General features: G+C 65.6%; 14 protein-coding genes. 8 read left to right on the top strand and 6 right to left on the bottom strand.

Annotated elements, in window-relative coordinates:
- Window positions 1-51 precede the first annotated feature (51 nt).
- Together IE075_RS15880 and IE075_RS11415 are read left to right on the top strand one after the other, a co-directional pair.
- Window positions 52-606 (top strand): LysM and BON domain-containing protein, encoded by a 555-nt coding sequence (locus tag IE075_RS15880; RefSeq protein ID WP_189456615.1) that lies wholly within the window; start codon window positions 52-54, stop codon window positions 604-606.
- A 587-nt stretch (window positions 607-1,193) separates the two neighbouring features.
- Window positions 1,194-1,508 carry a hypothetical protein gene (locus IE075_RS11415; RefSeq protein ID WP_189456613.1) on the top strand — a complete coding sequence of 105 codons (315 nt, stop codon included), beginning with the start codon at window positions 1,194-1,196 and terminating at the stop codon, window positions 1,506-1,508.
- A 209-nt stretch (window positions 1,509-1,717) separates the two neighbouring features.
- On the opposite strand, the gene IE075_RS11410 is transcribed toward IE075_RS11415, so the two are convergent.
- Both IE075_RS11410 and IE075_RS11405 read right to left on the bottom strand, forming a co-directional pair.
- Window positions 1,718-4,120: a PAS domain-containing hybrid sensor histidine kinase/response regulator gene (locus IE075_RS11410; RefSeq protein WP_189456611.1), complete on the bottom strand. Its 2,403-nt coding sequence runs from the start codon at window positions 4,118-4,120 to the stop codon at window positions 1,718-1,720.
- A gap of 250 nt (window positions 4,121-4,370) precedes the next feature.
- Window positions 4,371-5,660, bottom strand: a complete 1,290-nt coding sequence (locus tag IE075_RS11405) for an RsbRD N-terminal domain-containing protein (protein ID WP_189456609.1) — start codon at window positions 5,658-5,660, stop codon at window positions 4,371-4,373.
- 266 nt (window positions 5,661-5,926) lie between these two features.
- Here IE075_RS11405 and IE075_RS11400 point away from each other — a divergent pair, with 266 nt between their 5' ends.
- Together IE075_RS11400 and IE075_RS11395 are read left to right on the top strand one after the other, a co-directional pair.
- Complete coding sequence (locus tag IE075_RS11400; protein WP_229792475.1) at window positions 5,927-6,388, top strand: hypothetical protein; 462 nt, start codon at window positions 5,927-5,929, stop codon at window positions 6,386-6,388.
- Between the two features lie 268 nt (window positions 6,389-6,656).
- Window positions 6,657-7,199: a GAF domain-containing protein gene (locus IE075_RS11395; protein ID WP_189456606.1), complete on the top strand. Its 543-nt coding sequence runs from the start codon at window positions 6,657-6,659 to the stop codon at window positions 7,197-7,199.
- A gap of 798 nt (window positions 7,200-7,997) precedes the next feature.
- On the opposite strand, the gene IE075_RS11390 is transcribed toward IE075_RS11395, so the two are convergent.
- On the bottom strand, window positions 7,998-8,300 hold the full coding sequence (locus tag IE075_RS11390) for a type II toxin-antitoxin system HicB family antitoxin (protein WP_189456603.1): 303 nt from the start codon (window positions 8,298-8,300) through the stop codon (window positions 7,998-8,000).
- Between the two features lie 160 nt (window positions 8,301-8,460).
- On the opposite strand from IE075_RS11390, the gene IE075_RS11385 reads away from it, so the two are divergent.
- Window positions 8,461-8,700, top strand: a complete 240-nt coding sequence (locus tag IE075_RS11385; protein ID WP_189456600.1) for a hypothetical protein — start codon at window positions 8,461-8,463, stop codon at window positions 8,698-8,700.
- 517 nt (window positions 8,701-9,217) lie between these two features.
- Here the strand turns inward: IE075_RS11385 and IE075_RS11380 are convergent.
- Window positions 9,218-9,679 carry a hypothetical protein gene (locus IE075_RS11380; protein ID WP_189456599.1) on the bottom strand — a complete coding sequence of 154 codons (462 nt, stop codon included), beginning with the start codon at window positions 9,677-9,679 and terminating at the stop codon, window positions 9,218-9,220.
- Between the two features lie 343 nt (window positions 9,680-10,022).
- Window positions 10,023-10,328, bottom strand: coding sequence for a hypothetical protein (locus IE075_RS11375; RefSeq protein WP_189456597.1), 306 nt, complete (start codon window positions 10,326-10,328; stop codon window positions 10,023-10,025).
- Window positions 10,329-10,457: 129 nt separating this feature from the next.
- Between IE075_RS11375 and IE075_RS11370 the strand changes: the two genes are divergently transcribed.
- The 3 genes from IE075_RS11370 to IE075_RS15795 all read left to right on the top strand — a co-directional run bounded on the left by IE075_RS11370 (window position 10,458) and on the right by IE075_RS15795 (window position 12,288).
- Window positions 10,458-11,354 (top strand): alpha/beta hydrolase, encoded by an 897-nt coding sequence (locus IE075_RS11370; protein ID WP_229792474.1) that lies wholly within the window; start codon window positions 10,458-10,460, stop codon window positions 11,352-11,354.
- Window positions 11,355-11,525: 171 nt separating this feature from the next.
- Window positions 11,526-11,999 carry a prolipoprotein diacylglyceryl transferase gene (locus IE075_RS15800; RefSeq protein ID WP_268244933.1) on the top strand — a complete coding sequence of 158 codons (474 nt, stop codon included), beginning with the start codon at window positions 11,526-11,528 and terminating at the stop codon, window positions 11,997-11,999.
- 40 nt (window positions 12,000-12,039) lie between these two features.
- Window positions 12,040-12,288 carry a prolipoprotein diacylglyceryl transferase family protein gene (locus tag IE075_RS15795; RefSeq protein ID WP_268244932.1) on the top strand — a complete coding sequence of 83 codons (249 nt, stop codon included), beginning with the start codon at window positions 12,040-12,042 and terminating at the stop codon, window positions 12,286-12,288.
- 120 nt (window positions 12,289-12,408) lie between these two features.
- Here IE075_RS15795 and IE075_RS11360 read toward each other — a convergent pair whose 3' ends face one another.
- Window positions 12,409-16,419, bottom strand: a complete 4,011-nt coding sequence (locus IE075_RS11360) for a PAS domain-containing protein (RefSeq protein WP_189456595.1) — start codon at window positions 16,417-16,419, stop codon at window positions 12,409-12,411.
- Window positions 16,420-16,570: the final 151 nt, after the last annotated feature.

The raw sequence follows: 16,570 nt of genomic DNA, 5'->3' as shown, positions 1-16,570 counted from the left end.
GAGGTCACGAGTCGTCTGCGAGGTTGACCGCCCGATCAGACAGGGATTCCCATGAGCATCATCGATTTCGTGAAGGGCGCCGGCGAAAAGATCTTCAAGCCCGGAGAAGCACGGCGGGAAACCGCCATCGAAAAACACCTTGCCCGCTACGGAATCACCGGGATCAGCGTCGAAGTCGATGGCGACAAGGCGACGCTGACCGGGGTCGCGAAGGACACCGCAACCCGTGAGAAGGCGGTCCTCATCGCGGGCAACATCGAGGGCATCGGCAGCGTCGATGACCGGCTCCGCGTCGCGCCGCAGGCGGCAAAGCCCGCCGCCGCGACCGGAACAGCGGCTGCCGCCCCCACCGGCCAGGCCCCGAAACCTGCCGCTGCGGCGCCTGCCGCCCCAGTTGCGGCCACCTCTGCAAGCGCCGATACGGGTGAGCAGTGGAGCTCCCGCACGTACACCGTGAAGTCCGGCGACACGTTGTCGAAGATCGCCAAGGAGATGTACGGAGAGGCGAGCAAGTACCCGCAGATCTTCGAGGCCAACAAGCCGATGCTCGAGGATCCCGACAAGATCTATCCGGGCCAGGTCCTGCGCATTCCGCCGGAGGAATGAGCCGGTCGTAGCCCCTGCCAGGATCCAGCAGGTGCGAGCCGCGGCGAACTCGCTCCGAGTTCCAGCCGGAGCCGGAGCGGGGCCTCGCGCGAACTTCGAAAGCTGGCACTGCCGGCGTTTACGCCGATTGCGCTGAGCACGTTCTGACGCGCCGAGCAAAAGGCAGCGAGCGACACGCACCCAAACCGAAGCGTCGAAGCAATCCCGGGTCACGGGTGCTCGCTTCGCGTCGCCGCAACCTGAGGCATTTTTTCTGAACGCTTAGGGCGCCTGGCGCAGATGAGTCAATCTGCTCCAGTGAAGTCCGCTTAATCAGGCCCCGGGGATTCCCTCGGGGCTTTTTTGCGCCGGATGCCCAGCATCAGGACATTGCGAGCAGCAACGCTGCCACTACCGAACCCGAAGCCCACAAGCCCCGTATCCATCGTCGGTCAAGCTCATCGATTCAGCCCTAACAAGCGACACGCCATTCTGCGCGTGTGTCGGTTGCAAGATTGATACGTTTTTCATGCGTTCCGACGATGTGCCCAAAAGGTCCCGTGTTCATCACGGGACCTTTTTTATTGCAGCGCCGGAGCACGACCGTCATGAGCAAGGCACTTCCGTTCGAACTGCTGGTGTGTGTGCAAAACCTCGACTTCTGGGCAACCACCGAATTGGTGCCCGGCTGCGATCGCCTACAGGTCCTGGCGGTCTTTGAGGAACTGGCGGGCCGCGCCCGCGCATTGTCTGCCCCGGAGCACGACGCTTGGCTCGAGGAACGGCTGCTCGCGACCCGAAGACGAATTGACCGGCGCATCCAGCCCAGACCGCTGGACGGAGGCACGGTCTCGGCGAGCGCAAAAGCACATGCGGTCGAGCGCCGCAGGTCGAACGCACCGGGCGGCGGCTTGCACCCGTAATTGCACTGCACGCGTAACCGCGTTGAGACCGGACCTGCTGGCGGGCATGCAGCCGTTGAGTCTCGCGGGCCATCCCAGTTCCAGCGCATCTTGTTGCTCAGCGCTCGGTTCATGCACGCGCGCGAGCTGACCGGTCAAAACAACCGAGCGTCGTCTTGCATTACCGGCCGCCGACTTTGGCCGCGGCAGCCTGCATGGTCGATGACGCCCTAGCTCGATTCGACGCTTCGCAGCACGGCGCCAAGCGCCACGGGATCGACCGGCTTCACCAGATGGTGGTCAAACCCCGCCTCGCTCGTGTTTTTCCGGTCCGTTTCCTGGCCATAGCCTGTGACGGCCACCAGCGTGGCCTTGGCGGTGGCGGCATTGCGCCGCAGCGCTCGCGCCAATTCGTTGCCGTCCATGTCCGGCAGGCCGATGTCGAGCAAGCACACATCGGGCCGCTCCACCGTCGCCCGCGCCAGTGCCTGCCTCGAGCTGTACTCGGTTATGGCCGTATGGCCCCATGCTTCGACAAGCAGCGCCAACATGCCGGCCGCGTCCTCGTTGTCGTCCACGATCAGTATCCGCAGGGGACGACCATCCGCACGTTCATGGTCGGCACCCCCGTTGCGCTCAGCGCTTGAAAGCCGTTCGAGCCGCGGCAGGCACACCGTGAACCGGCTGCCTCGGCCGAGGCCCTCGCTGCAGGCGCGGACGCTCCCGCCGTGAAGTTCGACCAGGCTCTTGACGAGGGCCAGGCCGATGCCCAGCCCGCCCTGGGTGCGGTCGGCCGTTCGCTCCGCCTGCGCAAACAGCTCGAACGCGTGCTCCGTCACGTCGTCCGGCATGCCAATGCCGTCATCCACGACCGTCAACGACACCTGCTCGTCCTCCACCTCCATCAAGACCGCGACGTGACCGCCCTCAGGCGTGAACTTGGCCGCGTTGCCGAGCAGGTTGGCGAGCACCTGCACCAGACGCTTGTGGTCGCCCCGCACGTGCGCGTTCTGAGGCGCGAGATGCACGTTCAAATGATGACGCCGGGCTTCGACGAGTGGCCGAACCTGCTCGACCGCGTCCGCGACGACGCGCTTGATGTTCACCTCGGTCTTCTCGAGGACGACGAGACCGCGCGTGACACGTGACACATCGAGCAGATCGTCGACGAGGCTCGTCATGTGCCGCACCTGCCGCGAGATGACGGCGCTGGCTTTCCTGACGGTGCCCAGGTCCGTCGACCCCATCGACAGCACATCAGCGGCCGCACGAATCGGCGCGAGTGGGTTGCGAAGTTCGTGGGCCAGCATCGCGAGAAACTCGTCCTTGCGCCGGTCGGCGGCCCGCAACTGCTCGTGGGCCTGCTGGGCCTCGGTGATGTCGGTGTTGGTGCCGAACCAACGGACGATGTCGCCTGCGGAATCGCGCAAGGGCGACGCCAGCACGTAGAACGCCCGGTACTGGCCGTCGTTGGCGCGGATGCGCACGGTCACTTCATACGGCGTGCCACAGGCCAGCGCAGCCGTCCACGCTGTGACCGTAGGCTCGAGGTCATCGGGGTGGATGACAGGCTGCCACCCCCAACCGCGCATCTCCGCCTCGGTGGTGCCGGTGAACTCATACCAGCGGTCGTTGTACCAGTAGACGTCGCCGTCGGGATTCGCCATCCACGCCAGCACGGGAATGTTGTTCGCCAGCTGCAAAAGCCTCTGCTCGCTTTCGCGCAGTGCTTCGAGTGCGTTGACGGTGTCCGTTACGTCAGTTCCTTCCGCGAAAATGCCCGATACGTGTCCTTCGTGGTCGCGAGTCGGCTGATACACGAAGTCGAAGAAACGATCTTCCAGCCCACTTTCAGGGTCGCGTTCCAGCCTGACGTGGACGCCCCGACCCACGTAGGGCTCACCCGTGCGGTACACCCGGTCCAGCAGTTCGAAGAACCCCTGCCCTTCCAGCTCCGGCATCGCCTTGCGGACCGGCTTGCCGATCAGGTCACGGTGGCCGACCAGCTGCGCGTACGCCTGGTTGGCGCGCTCGAACACGTGGTCGGGCCCCTTCAGCACAGCGATGAAGCTCGGCGCTTGATCGAACAGCGCCTGAAACCTTTCGCGTTCGGCGTCCACGATCCGCGCCATCGCCTCGTGGAGCTGCGGCCGGCTGACTTTGGCTTCACTGAATGACAAGTGGGCGGCGTCGGCCAGAGCGCCCTGGCCCGCGGCCTGATCGGCTCGGTAGAGCTCCGTTACATCGATGGGGTTCTGTGCAACGAAGGCGACATTGCCCTCGGCATCCATCACCGGCGTATGGACCACGCTCCAGTACTTATGGTCGAACGCGACGCCATTGGAGCCTTCGCGCGGCACCGCGTAGCGCAGCAGCGGGCTGGTGTGCGCCTTGCCTGTCGCGATGCACGCCTGGATCGAGTCGCGAACCGCGGTGATGTTGGTCGAGGCTGGATCCGCCGGATTAGGGGGAAACGCCTCGAAAATATGCTTGCCGACGATGTCGTCGGCGGAAGCACCGGTCGCCCGAAGGTAGGCGGGATTCGCGCCGATGATGACGCAGTCGGTGGCGATCAAAAGATACGGATACGGCGAGGCGGCAAACAGCGCTTCGAAGTCAGGACGCGTCGTCATCCAACGAGTATGCCCGTCGGCGCGAATTGACCGTCAAGGTCGCCGAGCCGCTGGGCGGCCTCATAGTCTCCCGAGCCGGTTTTCTTCGGGAGCGACTCTCAGCGGGGCCTGATCGGCGCCGCTCGTGCCCTGCGCGGTTCTGACCGCGCTTTACCGCCGCACGCACATCGATCGTGGAAGCAGGGTCGGCAGGAGCGGCTGCCAAGTGTGAACTGCAGTCTCCGAGCGCGCCGCGGGGGCACGCTGCACCTCAGCTGTGCGCAGCAGGTGTGGAATACGCCAGCGGCAGCGTGGCGCGGTAGCGGACCCGCTCTCCCTGCGCCTCGAGCTCCAGGCTGGCGCTGAGGATCGAGCACAGCTGCTTGGCGATCAGCAGGTCGATGCCGTCGTCTTCGGCGGCCGCGATCTCACCGTTCTGGAGGGCGTGCTGCCGCCCCGCCGAAGCACGCCCCTCTATCTCCTGCGCAGCTTCCGTCGATACCGCCAAGGCGAGACCCACGGCAGGCACTGATGTTTCGGGCGCAGGAACGAGTGCCCGCTCGACCTCGACCTGCCACCTCGGGCTCGAGGCCGGGTCGAACGACCAGCGCACCGCAATGCCCCCGTCTCCGGGTGTCTGCAACGCGCACAGCACCAGGTGCCGCGTGAGGCGCCGCACGCGTTCGGGATCGCCCTCGACCACGAAGCTTTCAGGCCCGCGCCACGTCAGCTCAGCGCCTTCCTGTGCGACCACGTGCCGCAACCCTTCGCAAAGCAGTTCGAGCGCGGAGCCTGCATCGAAGCTCGTCACTTCGCGGACTTCCTGCCCAGCCTCCAGCTCGGCCAGCGTCACCATCGACTTCAGGGCCTGCTCCAGCCCACGCAGGCCGTCCTCGGACAGCTTGCGCAACTCATAGGCCTGGTCCCACGCCATCGCGTCGGTGCTGAGCGCCGTGCTCGTCATGACGAGCTGCAGATCGTTGCGCATGGTCGCAACGATGCCTTCAAGCAGCCGTCCGCGCCCACTCGTGAAGCCACGAATCTGCTCGAGCACCCGAGTGAGCTCCGTGGCTCGCGTCTGCGCCTCGGCACGCTCGAGGTTGTGGTACTCGAGCGCGCTGAGGGTCTGCTGCTCGTTCAGCAGCTGCGCCCACACCGCGCTCGCGGCGCGATGGATCTCGCGCTGTGGCGCGCCGTCTTCGAGCGGGCACGACTGCATCTGGTCGACCACGACCGCATTGAAGTGGCCCCATTCGCGCACCACGCCTCGCAGCGAGTACCCCTGCAGCCAACGCGCACGGGCGTGCAAGACGGCGAGCGCCTGCTCGTCACTCCCGGCGGCCGTGGACGGATCCGGCCAGTCGCGCAGTGAACGGATGAGGGCATCGAGCACATCGGGGAAGTGGTCATCGAACTGTCGGATCGACCACTCGGACGTCGAGTCGAGCGTGGGGTCTGCCGTCACGGCGTCCCGCCACAGCTCCAGCACCGCAGACCGGCGCGCCTCGAGGCTCGCGGCAATGCGGTTGAGTCCGGTTTTGAGCACGTCACAGCCGGTCATGGGCGCCTTGCGGTCCTGAGGTTCAATGCCGAGCGTTCCAGTTTAGGCCTCGTCGTTCACGAAACGGCGGCCGGCGAGCGGTCAGGGGTGCGTTGCCTCGACACCGGCTGAAACTTGCCATTCCATTAACTCAGCGGTTCGAACGGCCGCTTATGGGTGAAATGCCCATCTGATTCAACCACGCCCTTCTCACATGGATGTCTAGCCTCTATCCCATGGTCAGTTCATCGCCCCCGTCCGTAATCGCCGAGGATGCGAGCCGCTTCATGCTCGGGTTCGCCAAGGCGCAAAGCCTCGAGGCGGCGCTCGCAGACGCCCCCACCCCCGCGACCGAAAAACTGAGCACCCTCGGCCTGCTCTGGGGCGTCGTCCGTGCACATGCCAGGGCGCATCGATCCGACGAGGGGATCGCCTTCGAGGCCGCCAAGAAGATGTTGGCGGGCATGCGCAACGGGAGCGATGCCTTGCGCACCTTGGTTGCCCACCTCGCGGACGAGCAATTCCAGGCGTGGGCGGAACTCGGTGAAATGGCAGTGGAGCGCTCTGCCGAGGTCAATGACCCGATGCCCGCGCTGCTCGACTTGGCCGCAACGTATCGTGAAAGCAGGTGCGGCGAAGTCACTCAGGCCCGTGAGTTCATGCCCATGCCCGGCGCACAGGTGCTGGCAGCGTGCGGCGCGGTTTCGCCCCTGGCGGAGTGGGATCCGCCATCAAAGCTCAAGCATTAGTCCGCTGGCCAATGGATCGCGGATGCTGGCCATGAGCGCGGACGGATGTGCACCGGGTCGCCCGCGGACCTGATGGTTTGCCAGCGAGAGGACAAGGTCACATGCCGCGGCTGAGATCTTTTCTCAGCCCGCATGCCGATGAGCGCGCCGATTTGCGGCCCTCGTCGCATTTGCATGGCGAGCGGCGTCTTTAGCCCGCCGCTGGAGCGTCGTTACCGAGTGCAGAGCGGTCGCGTCCGCGAGCGTGTATACCGCCATCGGAGACGACATGCTGAATCCAGCGCTGCCAACGAACGAATCCCAGCGCCTCGAAGCCGTGAAGGCAACCGGCCTGCTCGGCCCGGGCCTCATCGAGGCATTGCAGCCGTACGTGCGCATCGCCCGCAGCCTGTGCGACGCGCCGATCGCCGCGATATCGCTCATCGATCAGGACCGGCAATGGTTCAAGGCAATGGACGGGCTGGAGGTGGAAGGGACGCCGCGGCGCTTCTCGTTCTGCGCGCACACGATTCTGCAAAAGGGCGCGTTCTACGTGCCGGATGCCACGCAGGACGAGCGATTCGCCGACAACCCGCTCGTCGTCAATGCCCCCGGCATCCGGTTTTACGCAGGCTGCCCGCTGTTCCTTCAGGGCGATCTGGGCGCGGGCGCACTGCTAGTCATTGATCGCAAACCTCGGATGCTCAGCGGCGACACGATCATGCGGCTGCGCGATCTCGCAGACCTCGTGCAGCGCGACCTGTCGGCCCGACTGTCAAACGCGCTCGACGCAACCCGATCGGGGCCCGCAGTTGCACCGCAGCCGGCCTGAGCGATCTGGTTCGGCACCTGCTCGAAGCGGTGCCATTTGAAAAGCTCACCCGCGCCACCCGCGCCACCCGCACACGACAGCTCGTTCAGACCGGGCGATAGTTTGAAATGCCCAGTGGCGAGCCACGTCTTGTCTTCGCCGGATAACACCGACCCGTGCAAGCTCATAGTGTCCGTTAGCAACCGCCGCTTCTACCGGACCGCTGCTCTCGCGGTACGCGATCTGATCAGGTCTGATACGGAGGCTGGAGTCGTTGAGCACGGTCCCCGCTGCTCGGAAAAGCGGCGTGGTTTTTCGGCGTTTTCTTTGTGGGACTCGGGGCAGTCACGGCGCTGCCGGCAATGCTCGAGACTGGCAGCACCGACTCCGCCGAACTCGGCCGGGCGGCGGGCCGGTCGATCGGGCTTGCAGCGACCGCTCTACTTCGGCGTGAAGCGTTTCGGGTGGGTCCTTAGGGACTCCGCAGCGCGCCGAGGCTGAGGCGGCGCGGCTGCGGTCGACACGGGCAGCGCGAGCGGCTTAGCGCCTGCGCTCCGGGCGCCGACCCCACCCCATTTCAAATGCGGCCAATGTCCACATAAGCGCAATGATCGCAACGAGCACGGTAGCAACGGCTTTTACTTCGAACGGAGTCATGGGCGGTCATCGAGTCGTGAGTGGGCGTCGTCACCCGGAATCACGTAGACCGCAACAAAAGCGGCATGCAGCCCTTTACCGGCAGTTAAGTGCGGCATTAGCCACGCCGCACATTTGCGGCAGGTTGCTCGCCGCTTGCGCTGGCACGACGGCGCCGGAAGGTCAGCAGGTTTCGGTCGCCTCGACCGTGATCGACACGCATGCAGAGATCGCCATGCATGACGAGAGGTCGACGCTGATCCAGAAACCGTCCAACGCATCGGCCATGCGCGGCAGCGCGCCGAACGGAGTCGCGAAGGGCAGCGTCCAATGGCGCTGGGCGTCCGCGTGGCGTCTCACCGTCGCCACGATGGCGGGCGGTAACGCGGCAAGCGAGTGCGCCTGGGCGAGGCAGTCCGGAAAGTCCGGCAACTCCGCGCGGTAGCGCTTATCGGCATCGCGTGTGACGAACGCATAGTAGTGCATGAGGTAACGCAGCCTATGCGAAAAGTAAGCTCAACCGTGAGCGAAGCTTAGCAACCGCGATGCGCCTTTGGCAGTGCATTTGTTCAGCACGTCGTTGCTACCGTCCGCCCTCCCGCGTCGTGCCCATCCATCGGGCGGTGACGTGCGCTTGGGCGGCATCATGGAAATCAAGGTATTCGCGACTGAGGGCGGTGCGCTCGTCCTGCTTCCGTTCGATACGGACGTCTCAGATCAGCTCTTGGAAATCGGTGCGCTGCAGCGCATTGGCGAGGGCTCTGTTCCGGATGCATCTTTGAGCCCCGAACTGATCGCTGTGCTTTCTACCGGCAGTCCCGCCATGGCCCAACCACCGGATGTGGAGCCGGTCCTGCGTGCAGTTGCCATGCATGCGGCCGTATAGAGAACGCGGCCTATCGGAATGACAACGCGTGCGAGCGTCCGCTCAGGCGCGACCGGGCGGTTGAAACCGCGCGATGCGAAATACCACTCAAGCTTGGCTGCGATGCAGCCGCTGACCCGCGCGCTGATTCCCGCCATTTCCAACGATGCGCTCTGTCGGGTGTCTCGACAGACGATCGAGCGCACGCTCTTGATCTAGCGATACCGCGCGCAAACCGGAGGCGCCGGAGCATCTGCGCACGCCCGGCGTGGCGTCGCTTACGCCGTCGTACCCGGACCGCGGTCGACCGGGCGGCGCGGCACGGTGTCGATCCGCGAGCGCCTCAAAGAACGCGTAGATCGGGCTGATCCTGGCACCGCGATGGCGGCCGGCCGTGCGGCTTCTCCAACCTGTCGGACCGCTGCTTCGACAGAACACATGCGCGCTTTGCCCAAGGGCCAGCCTCGACGTCCCGTCGGCCTGGGCTCGTGCACCAAGCGCGCGCCGAGCACCGCAAGCTCGCGCGCCGAACTCGCATTCAGCGCTGTGCGTGCCACCCCGAGCCGGCGCTCATGGGCGGCGCGCGCCTCGCCCGCTCCTCGAGCAACCCGACGCCCGGCATCGGCATGGCGCCCGAGTGTGGAAACGCCCGGTCGTGGGTCGTCTCGCGGTACTCGTGCGCGAGCTCAAGAAGCGCGGGCATGGGGTCGTTCACTTCGGCGGCGCTGTGGACCGCCATTTCGCCCAGCTCGGCCCAGGCCTGGAACTCTTCGGCATTGCGGTGCTCGCGGATCCAGCCCAGCAACGCCTGTCCGCCCGGAACCCTCGACAAGATGGCGGCCGCGGCTTCCAGCGCGACGGTTTCGCCGCAGCGCAACGCGCGCGCATGGGCCAAAGTCACGCCCCACAGCAGCCCAAGCGTGCTGTAGCGCTCGGGCTCCGGCGTGGGGGCACACGAGAGCACTGCTTCGAGGCTCTGGGCCTTCGCGAACGCGACCATGAAGCGGCTGGCCTGTTCGGCTACGACCTCACTGTGCGACACGCTTCCCATACAAAGAACTTAGTCCTGTCGGTGCACGCCGCAGGTGACAAAACCGCGGCGCTTGCGCTGTTCAGCACCGACGGCCACTGCTGAGTTAACCGTCGAGTTAGCAAGCTAAGTTGTTCAGCCGCTGACGAGCCCGCTTTCGTTCACTGTCGATCGATCGCGGGTCAGCCGCGCCACCCGATTCCCACGAGCTTGCGCACGTGCCACGGCAGCATGCCCTGCGGGGCCTCGCCGGTTGCCTTCTCGCTGTGGTGGCAGTACAGACCGGCCGCAGTGAGGCGCAGGCCGATCGCGGTCAGCGCAAGCGGGAATCACCTGCTGTCCTCGAATACGGTTTTGGGACAGGTGGATCAGAGAGCCGAACACGCCGAACGCGCCAAGCGCCGAGCGCCGCGAACACGCGACGCGACAGCGCGGCGCCGATCGTGATCAACAGCAGGTTGATACACAGGTGGACGATCTTTCTGATCATCCAACGCCGTTTTGCGCCCGAGTCATAACCAAAGACAGCGGTCGCGGCGGCGCGGAAAGCCGCGGGTCGGCGTGTCACCATCTGCGTGCGCATTTTCACGGGCCGACGGTCCGGCGTGGATGCGGCCATCAGCAAACACCCTCGAGACGAGACCCCTGTGTGCATAGAACGCTTTTGATCGCGGCCCTGGCAATGACCGTGTGTACGGCCCAAGCAGTTGAACCGAGCGATGTAGCGCCGCATGCGAACACTGCAAACATGTGGAGCCCGCCAGCGGGGCTGAAGCAACTTCGTCTCTGGCCTGGCGCCTCCCCGGACATGCCCGCTGGGGCTCAGCCGGCGGAAGTGATGTTTCAGGTGAACAAGGTGCCGGGCTTTCACTACACCGGCATCTCCGAGGTCACGGTCCCGACGATGACCGTCTTTAGCCCTGTTGATCGACGCACCGACGCGGCAATAGTCGTGTTCCCCGGTGGTGGCTTCCGGCTGCTCGCGATCGATCTTGAAGGCACGGAAATATGCGACTGGATCACGAGCCAGGGCATCACCTGCGTATTGCTCAAGTACCGCGTCCCAAAGAGCAACCACTACTGGGATCGAGAGCAGAAACGCCACATCACGCCGGCAGTGCCGTTTGCACTCCAGGACGCACAAAGGGCGATCAAGCTCGTCCGGGCGAACGCCGCTCGGTTCAACGTAGACCCGTCGAAAATCGGGGTGCTGGGCATGTCGGCGGGCGCGTATCTGGTGGCGCAGACGAGCACGATTTCCGAGGCCGCATATCGCCCAGTCGACGCGGCGGACAGCCAGAGCAGCGTGCCGGACTTTGCGATTGCCCTGTACCCGGGGCATCTGTGCCGCTCGGGCGGGGTGCTTGATCCGAGCTTGAAGCTCACCGAGAACACGCCGCCCACGTTTCTTCTCGCGGCCTGGGACGACCCGGTCAACAAGATCTGCAACACCACCGTCTACGCCAACGCGCTTGCGAATGCCGGCGCCCGCGCCGAGGTGCATGTGTTCGCGCAGGGCAAGCACGCATTTGGCCTGAGGCATCAGGAGTTGCCGATTGCAGCATGGCCTTCTCTTGTCGAGACGTGGTTGAACGCGATCGACGTGTTGGCGACACCGAGCACGATGCGTCGCGACGAGAAGTGACATTGCATCCAGTGCCAAAATCCAGGACGAATGTCGGCCTCGCCCTTATGGCGGAAGAACGTCGGCGTCTCACCAGCACCGCTCCACGTCATCGGTGACGTCGGATGGCGCATTGCCCCGACGCGCCGGACTAGACTTCGATAAAGCACGTCCTGTGCGTGGCGGAAATTCATGGTGATTCACTGGGCGGTCGATCCTGTGCTGCTTCGTCTCGGGCCCTGGTCGGTGAGCTGGTACGGCATTCTGTTCGTGGGCGCGTTCCTGCTCGGACAGGCAGTGCTGAGCCGGATATTCAGAGGGCAAGGCATCGCCGCCGGGCACGCCGAGCGTCTGCTGCTCCACTCGCTCGTGGGCGCCATCGTCGGTGCCCGATTGGCCCATGTGCTGTTCTACGACCCGGCGTTTTACCTCGCGAACCCGGTCGACATCCTCAAGACCTGGGAAGGCGGCCTGGCCAGTCACGGCGGTGTCGCGGGATTGGTGATCGGGCTGGCATTTGCGGGCCGTCGTGCGCGGCCGTCGATTTCCCTGCTCTGGGTCGCGGACTGCGTCGCCATCCCTGCCGCGATTGGTGCGGCGATGATCCGCATCGCGAACTTCATCAACTCCGAGATCGTGGGCGTCCCGACGTCTCCAGCTCTATGAGGCCGCCGCGTATCTTGCAATCGCATGCGCGCTTACCGGCGTGTATCGCCATCGGGGCGTGGCACCGACGGGCCTGCTCACCGGCCTCCTTCTCACGCTGATCTTCCTGGCTCGGATCGCCCTGGAGTTCTTCAAGGTTCCGCAGGCTGCCTATGAAAGCAGTTTCGCACTGAGTGTCGGTCAGTACCTGAGCCTGCCGTTCGTGGCGATCGGGCTCGCGCTGGTATGGCGGAGCCTGCGGTCGCTTTCCACACCGGGCTCGCTCGGGCGTTCCCACGGTACTGTCTGACTCTCACGTTCGCGATCAGCGCGGCCGGCGAGGGATCGAACAAGCTCGCGTTCTGACGCCCGGCGTGGAATCGAGCTCTGCCGCGTCCGCTTCGGGTCGAAGCGGACCCTACGATTCCTGCTATCGAGGCCTCACCGAGGCCAAAAGCCGGCTCAGCACGACCGGATCAATGGGTTTGACCAGATGGTGGTCGAAGCCGGCCGCTGCCGTGCTCTTGCGATCAGAGTCCTGACCGTATCCCGTCACCGCAATCAGTACGGTGTGCTGCATCTCAGGACGGGCTCGCAGCCGGCGCGCGAGTTCGTTGCCGTCCATGTCCGGAAGCCCGATGTCGAGCAGGCACACGTCGGGCCGCTCCGCCAGCGCACGCTCCAGCCCCTGGCGCGATCCATGCTCGGTCATGCCCGTGTGGCCCGACACCTCGAGAAACATCTCGAGCATGCTCGCGGCGTCCTGGTTGTCATCGACGATCAACACTCGCAGCTTGTCGGACGCACCGTGCGGAACGCCGTCGTCCGTGTCATGGGTGCGGGCCGGCCCGGTGGTCGGCCTCGGCAGGCACACGGTGAACTGGCTGCCCAGGCCGGGGCCTGCGCTGGTGGCCGACACCGAGCCGCCGTGCAATTCCACGAGGCTCTTGACCAGCGCCAGCCCGATGCCGAGCCCACCCTGGCTGCGATCGGAGGTCTGTTCGGCTTGGGAGAACAGCGCAAACGCGCGGCGGGTCATGTCGGGCGACATGCCGATGCCGTCGTCGGACACGATCACTCGGACGCGCTCGTCTTCGACCTCGATCGTGAGCGCGATGTGGCCGCCTTCCGGGGTGTACTTCGCGGCGTTGTTGAGCAGGTTGGTCAACACCTGCACCAGACGCTTCGGATCGCCCGACACGTCGGCATTGCCGGGCGGCAGTTGCACCGTCAGGTGATGACGCCGCGCCTCGATCAGCGGGCGAACCTGTTCGACCGCGGTCGACGCAGCCCACTTGAGGTTCACCGCTTCTTTCTCGAGCACCGCCAGGCCGCGGGTCACGCGTGATACGTCGAGCAGGTCGTCGACGAGGCTGGTCATGTGCTTGACCTGGCGCGAAATGATCGCGCTCGTCTTGCGGATGCGCGCCTCGTCGATCGACTGCATTGAAAGCACGTCAGCCGCGGCGCGGATCGGCGCGAGCGGGTTGCGCAGTTCGTGCGCGAGCATCGCGAGGAACTCGTCCCGGCGGCGGACCGCGTCGTTGAGCTCCTGCTCGATCCGCTTGCGATCGGTGATATCGCGGAAGAACACCACGAGCCCCCCGCTCGAGATCCGGTACGCGCGGATCTCGACCCAATGCGGGTCTTCTTCAGGCAGTTCGTGGAGGTATTCGAACGTTTCGTATGCGCCCGTTGCCATGACGCGCCGGTACATCGAAGCCAGCGGGGTGCCCACGGTCTCGGGCAATGCCTCCCAATGGTTGTGCCCGATCATCTCGGAGCGCGTGCGTCGCGCGATCCTTGCGCCAATGTCATTGACGTCGATGATCGTCCAGTCGGCACCGAAGATCGCAAAGCCCTCTTCCATGCTGTCGAAGATCGCGCGGCTCAGGTCGCGCTCGGCGCGCAGCTCGGCTTCGGCCCGCCCGGCCTCGACCGCCAGCCATGTCCGCTCCGCCACGTCCTGGACGATTTCGATTTCTTCATCCGACCACCGCCGGGGCCTGTCGCTGTGCACGCCGAGGATGACTCTGAACTCGCCCGCCAGGACGACCGGCACCAACAGGTCCGCTCGCGTGCCGATCGCCTGGTAGGCCACCGTGCTGTCCGCCGTACGCGGGTCCTGCGCGACGTCGTGGTTGGCCACCACGAGCCCGGCGCGGAGCTCGGCGATCATGGCCGGTCCGAAGTCGTCCATCGTCTTGGTGTGGCCTGCCACGCTGGCGGTGCCCGGGGCGGTCCAGTCCCGGCGCATGAAGATCGTCCCGGCGCGGTCGTTCACTTCCGCGTAGAGGACGCGAATCGCACCGAGATGGCGGCCGAGCAGCTCGCCTACGCCGTCGATGATGGTGTCGGACGTTCGCAGCTGACGCAGGCGCTCCGAGAGGTCGAGCTGGAACGCCTGGCGCGCGAGCAGCCGGCGCAGCCCTTCCTCGGCCTGCTTGCGCTCGGTGACGTCGGTCACCGAGCCGATCATCGCGACGACGCGCCGGCCGTCCTCGTCACCTTCGAAAATCGCGGTGCCGAGCGAATTGGTCCAGACCACGCGGCCGTCCGCATGCACCCAGCGGAACTCTTCGGAATAGCGGCCCGGTCCTTCGGGGTTGATCGCTCCAACCAGGGCGGCCTGCAGCGAGGGCCAATCCTCCGGGTGAATGCGTTGCTGCAGGTCTGAGAGCTCGAACGCCTCTTGCCTGGGATCGAGACCGCAGGTCTCGCGGCAGCGGGTATCGGCCGTCACGAGGCCGGTCGACGCGTCCCAGCGCCAGGTGCCGAGTTGCGCGACTTCGATCGCCAGCGCGCTGCGCTGCTCCGACAGCCGGAGCGCATCCTCCGTCGCCTTGCGCGCGGTGATATCGACGCTGGTGCCGACCAGGCCGATGACGTTCCCGTCCGCGTTTCGCAGCGGGGCTTTTGTCGACCACCAGGTGGCGGGCGTGCCGTCCGCCAAGCACACGGCTTCTTCAGCCTGGCGAACGACGCCGGACTCCATGACCTGTCGATCGCGCTGCATCAGCACGGCGGCTTCGCGGGGGTCGGCCAGCAGTTCCACGTCGGTCCGCCCGATGACCTGACCGGGCGGACCGCCGAGCACGTCAGCCGTGCCCCGGTTCACGATCATGTACCGGCCCTCGAGATCCTTTGCGTACACCGCACCCGGGACCGCCTCGATGAAGGTGGTCAGCAGTGACGTGGCGGTATCGCGCTCGGCCTCGGCGCGTCGTCGGTCCTCGATGTCCAACATGACCCCGGGGAAGCGGACCGGCACGCCCGCCTCGTCCGACTCGACACGGCCGCTCGCCTCGACCCAGCGGTACTCGCCCCCGCGTACGACCCGATACTGGCAGCGGTAGCGCCCGCGTCGTTCGATCGCGACTTCGACTGCGCGCCGGACGGCTTCTTGGTCGTCCGCGTGGATCGATCCAAACGCGTATGCAAGCGGAGCGCCTTTTTTCAGCACCGTCGCATCGAGCCCGAAGCTCAGGGCGAACTGCTCGTCGCCGACGACGAGGTCGTTCTGGATGTCCCACACCCAAGTGCCGAGAATCGCGCCCGCTTCGAGAGCGAGCTGCATCCGTTCCAGAGAGGCATCCGCCTCCTGCTTGAGCCGCTTGGCCTGCGTGATGTCGCGAAACAGCGACGCGAGGCCGTCCCCAACGGGAAAGGCGCGCACCTCGAACCAGACCTCGCGCCCGTCGGAAAACTGATAGAGGTGCTCGGCAGAGCGGGGCCGCTGCTCAGCGATAACCCGGCGATACAACGCGCCGACCACGCCCTCGTATGTGCCCGGGAACAGCTCCCAATGGTTCCGGCCGACCATCTGTTCCCGGGTCAGCCCGACGATATGAAGGGCCGCCGGATTGACTTCGAGAATCGTGAAGTCCCGATCGAACAGGCTGAAGCCTTCGTCCATGTTCTCGAGCACACCGCGGTGATGCGCTTCGCTCTGCGCAAGCCCACGCTCGGCAAGGATTTGCGCGGTGATCTCGTTGCACGCGCAGAAAAAGCCGCCGATCTCGCCTCGCTCGTCGCGAACGGGGGTGTAGAAGAACGAGAAGTGGGTTTCCTCGCGGTAGCCGCGCCGCTCCATCCACAGTTCGATGTGATCCATCTGGACCGGCGTGCCGGCGTACGCGTCCTGCACGATCGGCAGAAGGTCACCCCGGATTTCGTGCCACACCTCCAGGAAGTCCCGACCCAGCGCATCGGAGTGCTTGTTTCCCAACACGTCGGCGTATGCATCGTTGTAGATCAGCGTCCGGGACTCGCCCCAAGCGACGAACATGGGCTGGTTCGATGCGAGGATGATCGGCACAAGGGTCTTCAGCGCCGAGTCCCATGCGTTCGGCTCGCCGAGCGCAGACGTCGCCCACGGATAGTCGCGGCATCGCGCCGCCATCGGGGTATCCGCGGAAAACAGGAACGGGGTGCGCTTCATGCGTGAGCTGCTCTCGGGCCGACATCGATGGAGCGGCGATCTCGCCACTGCGCGGCCGCCTCGCGTTCAGCCGGGTGCGGTGGCCGAGCGGCCGGCTATTGTGATGCGTCGGCCGTGCTGGGGCACGTATCCGGCATCAGCGCCAGGCCGG

The organism is Cognatilysobacter bugurensis, assembly GCF_014652095.1.
Lineage (GTDB): Bacteria > Pseudomonadota > Gammaproteobacteria > Xanthomonadales > Xanthomonadaceae > Cognatilysobacter > Cognatilysobacter bugurensis.
Note: the sequence above shows the minus strand (reverse complement) of the source record. Positions and strands in the feature narration are given on the sequence as shown.

Excerpts from the sequence above, each read along its gene's own strand:
- IE075_RS11400 (WP_229792475.1), top strand. The coding sequence starts at position 5,927 with ATGCTCGGGTTCGCCAAGGCGCAAAGCCTCGAGGCGGCGCTCGCAGAC.
- IE075_RS11380 (WP_189456599.1), bottom strand. The coding sequence starts at position 9,679 with ATGGTCGCGTTCGCGAAGGCCCAGAGCCTCGAAGCAGTGCTCTCGTGT.
- IE075_RS15880 (WP_189456615.1), top strand. The coding sequence starts at position 52 with ATGAGCATCATCGATTTCGTGAAGGGCGCCGGCGAAAAGATCTTCAAG.
- IE075_RS15800 (WP_268244933.1), top strand. The coding sequence starts at position 11,526 with ATGGTGATTCACTGGGCGGTCGATCCTGTGCTGCTTCGTCTCGGGCCC.
- IE075_RS11395 (WP_189456606.1), top strand. The coding sequence starts at position 6,657 with ATGCTGAATCCAGCGCTGCCAACGAACGAATCCCAGCGCCTCGAAGCC.
- IE075_RS11405 (WP_189456609.1), bottom strand. The coding sequence starts at position 5,660 with ATGACCGGCTGTGACGTGCTCAAAACCGGACTCAACCGCATTGCCGCG.
- IE075_RS11375 (WP_189456597.1), bottom strand. The coding sequence starts at position 10,328 with ATGGCCGCATCCACGCCGGACCGTCGGCCCGTGAAAATGCGCACGCAG.
- IE075_RS11385 (WP_189456600.1), top strand. The coding sequence starts at position 8,461 with ATGGAAATCAAGGTATTCGCGACTGAGGGCGGTGCGCTCGTCCTGCTT.
- IE075_RS11415 (WP_189456613.1), top strand. The coding sequence starts at position 1,194 with ATGAGCAAGGCACTTCCGTTCGAACTGCTGGTGTGTGTGCAAAACCTC.
- IE075_RS11390 (WP_189456603.1), bottom strand. The coding sequence starts at position 8,300 with ATGCACTACTATGCGTTCGTCACACGCGATGCCGATAAGCGCTACCGC.
- IE075_RS11410 (WP_189456611.1), bottom strand. The coding sequence starts at position 4,120 with ATGACGACGCGTCCTGACTTCGAAGCGCTGTTTGCCGCCTCGCCGTAT.
- IE075_RS11370 (WP_229792474.1), top strand. The coding sequence starts at position 10,458 with ATGTGGAGCCCGCCAGCGGGGCTGAAGCAACTTCGTCTCTGGCCTGGC.
- IE075_RS11360 (WP_189456595.1), bottom strand. The coding sequence starts at position 16,419 with ATGAAGCGCACCCCGTTCCTGTTTTCCGCGGATACCCCGATGGCGGCG.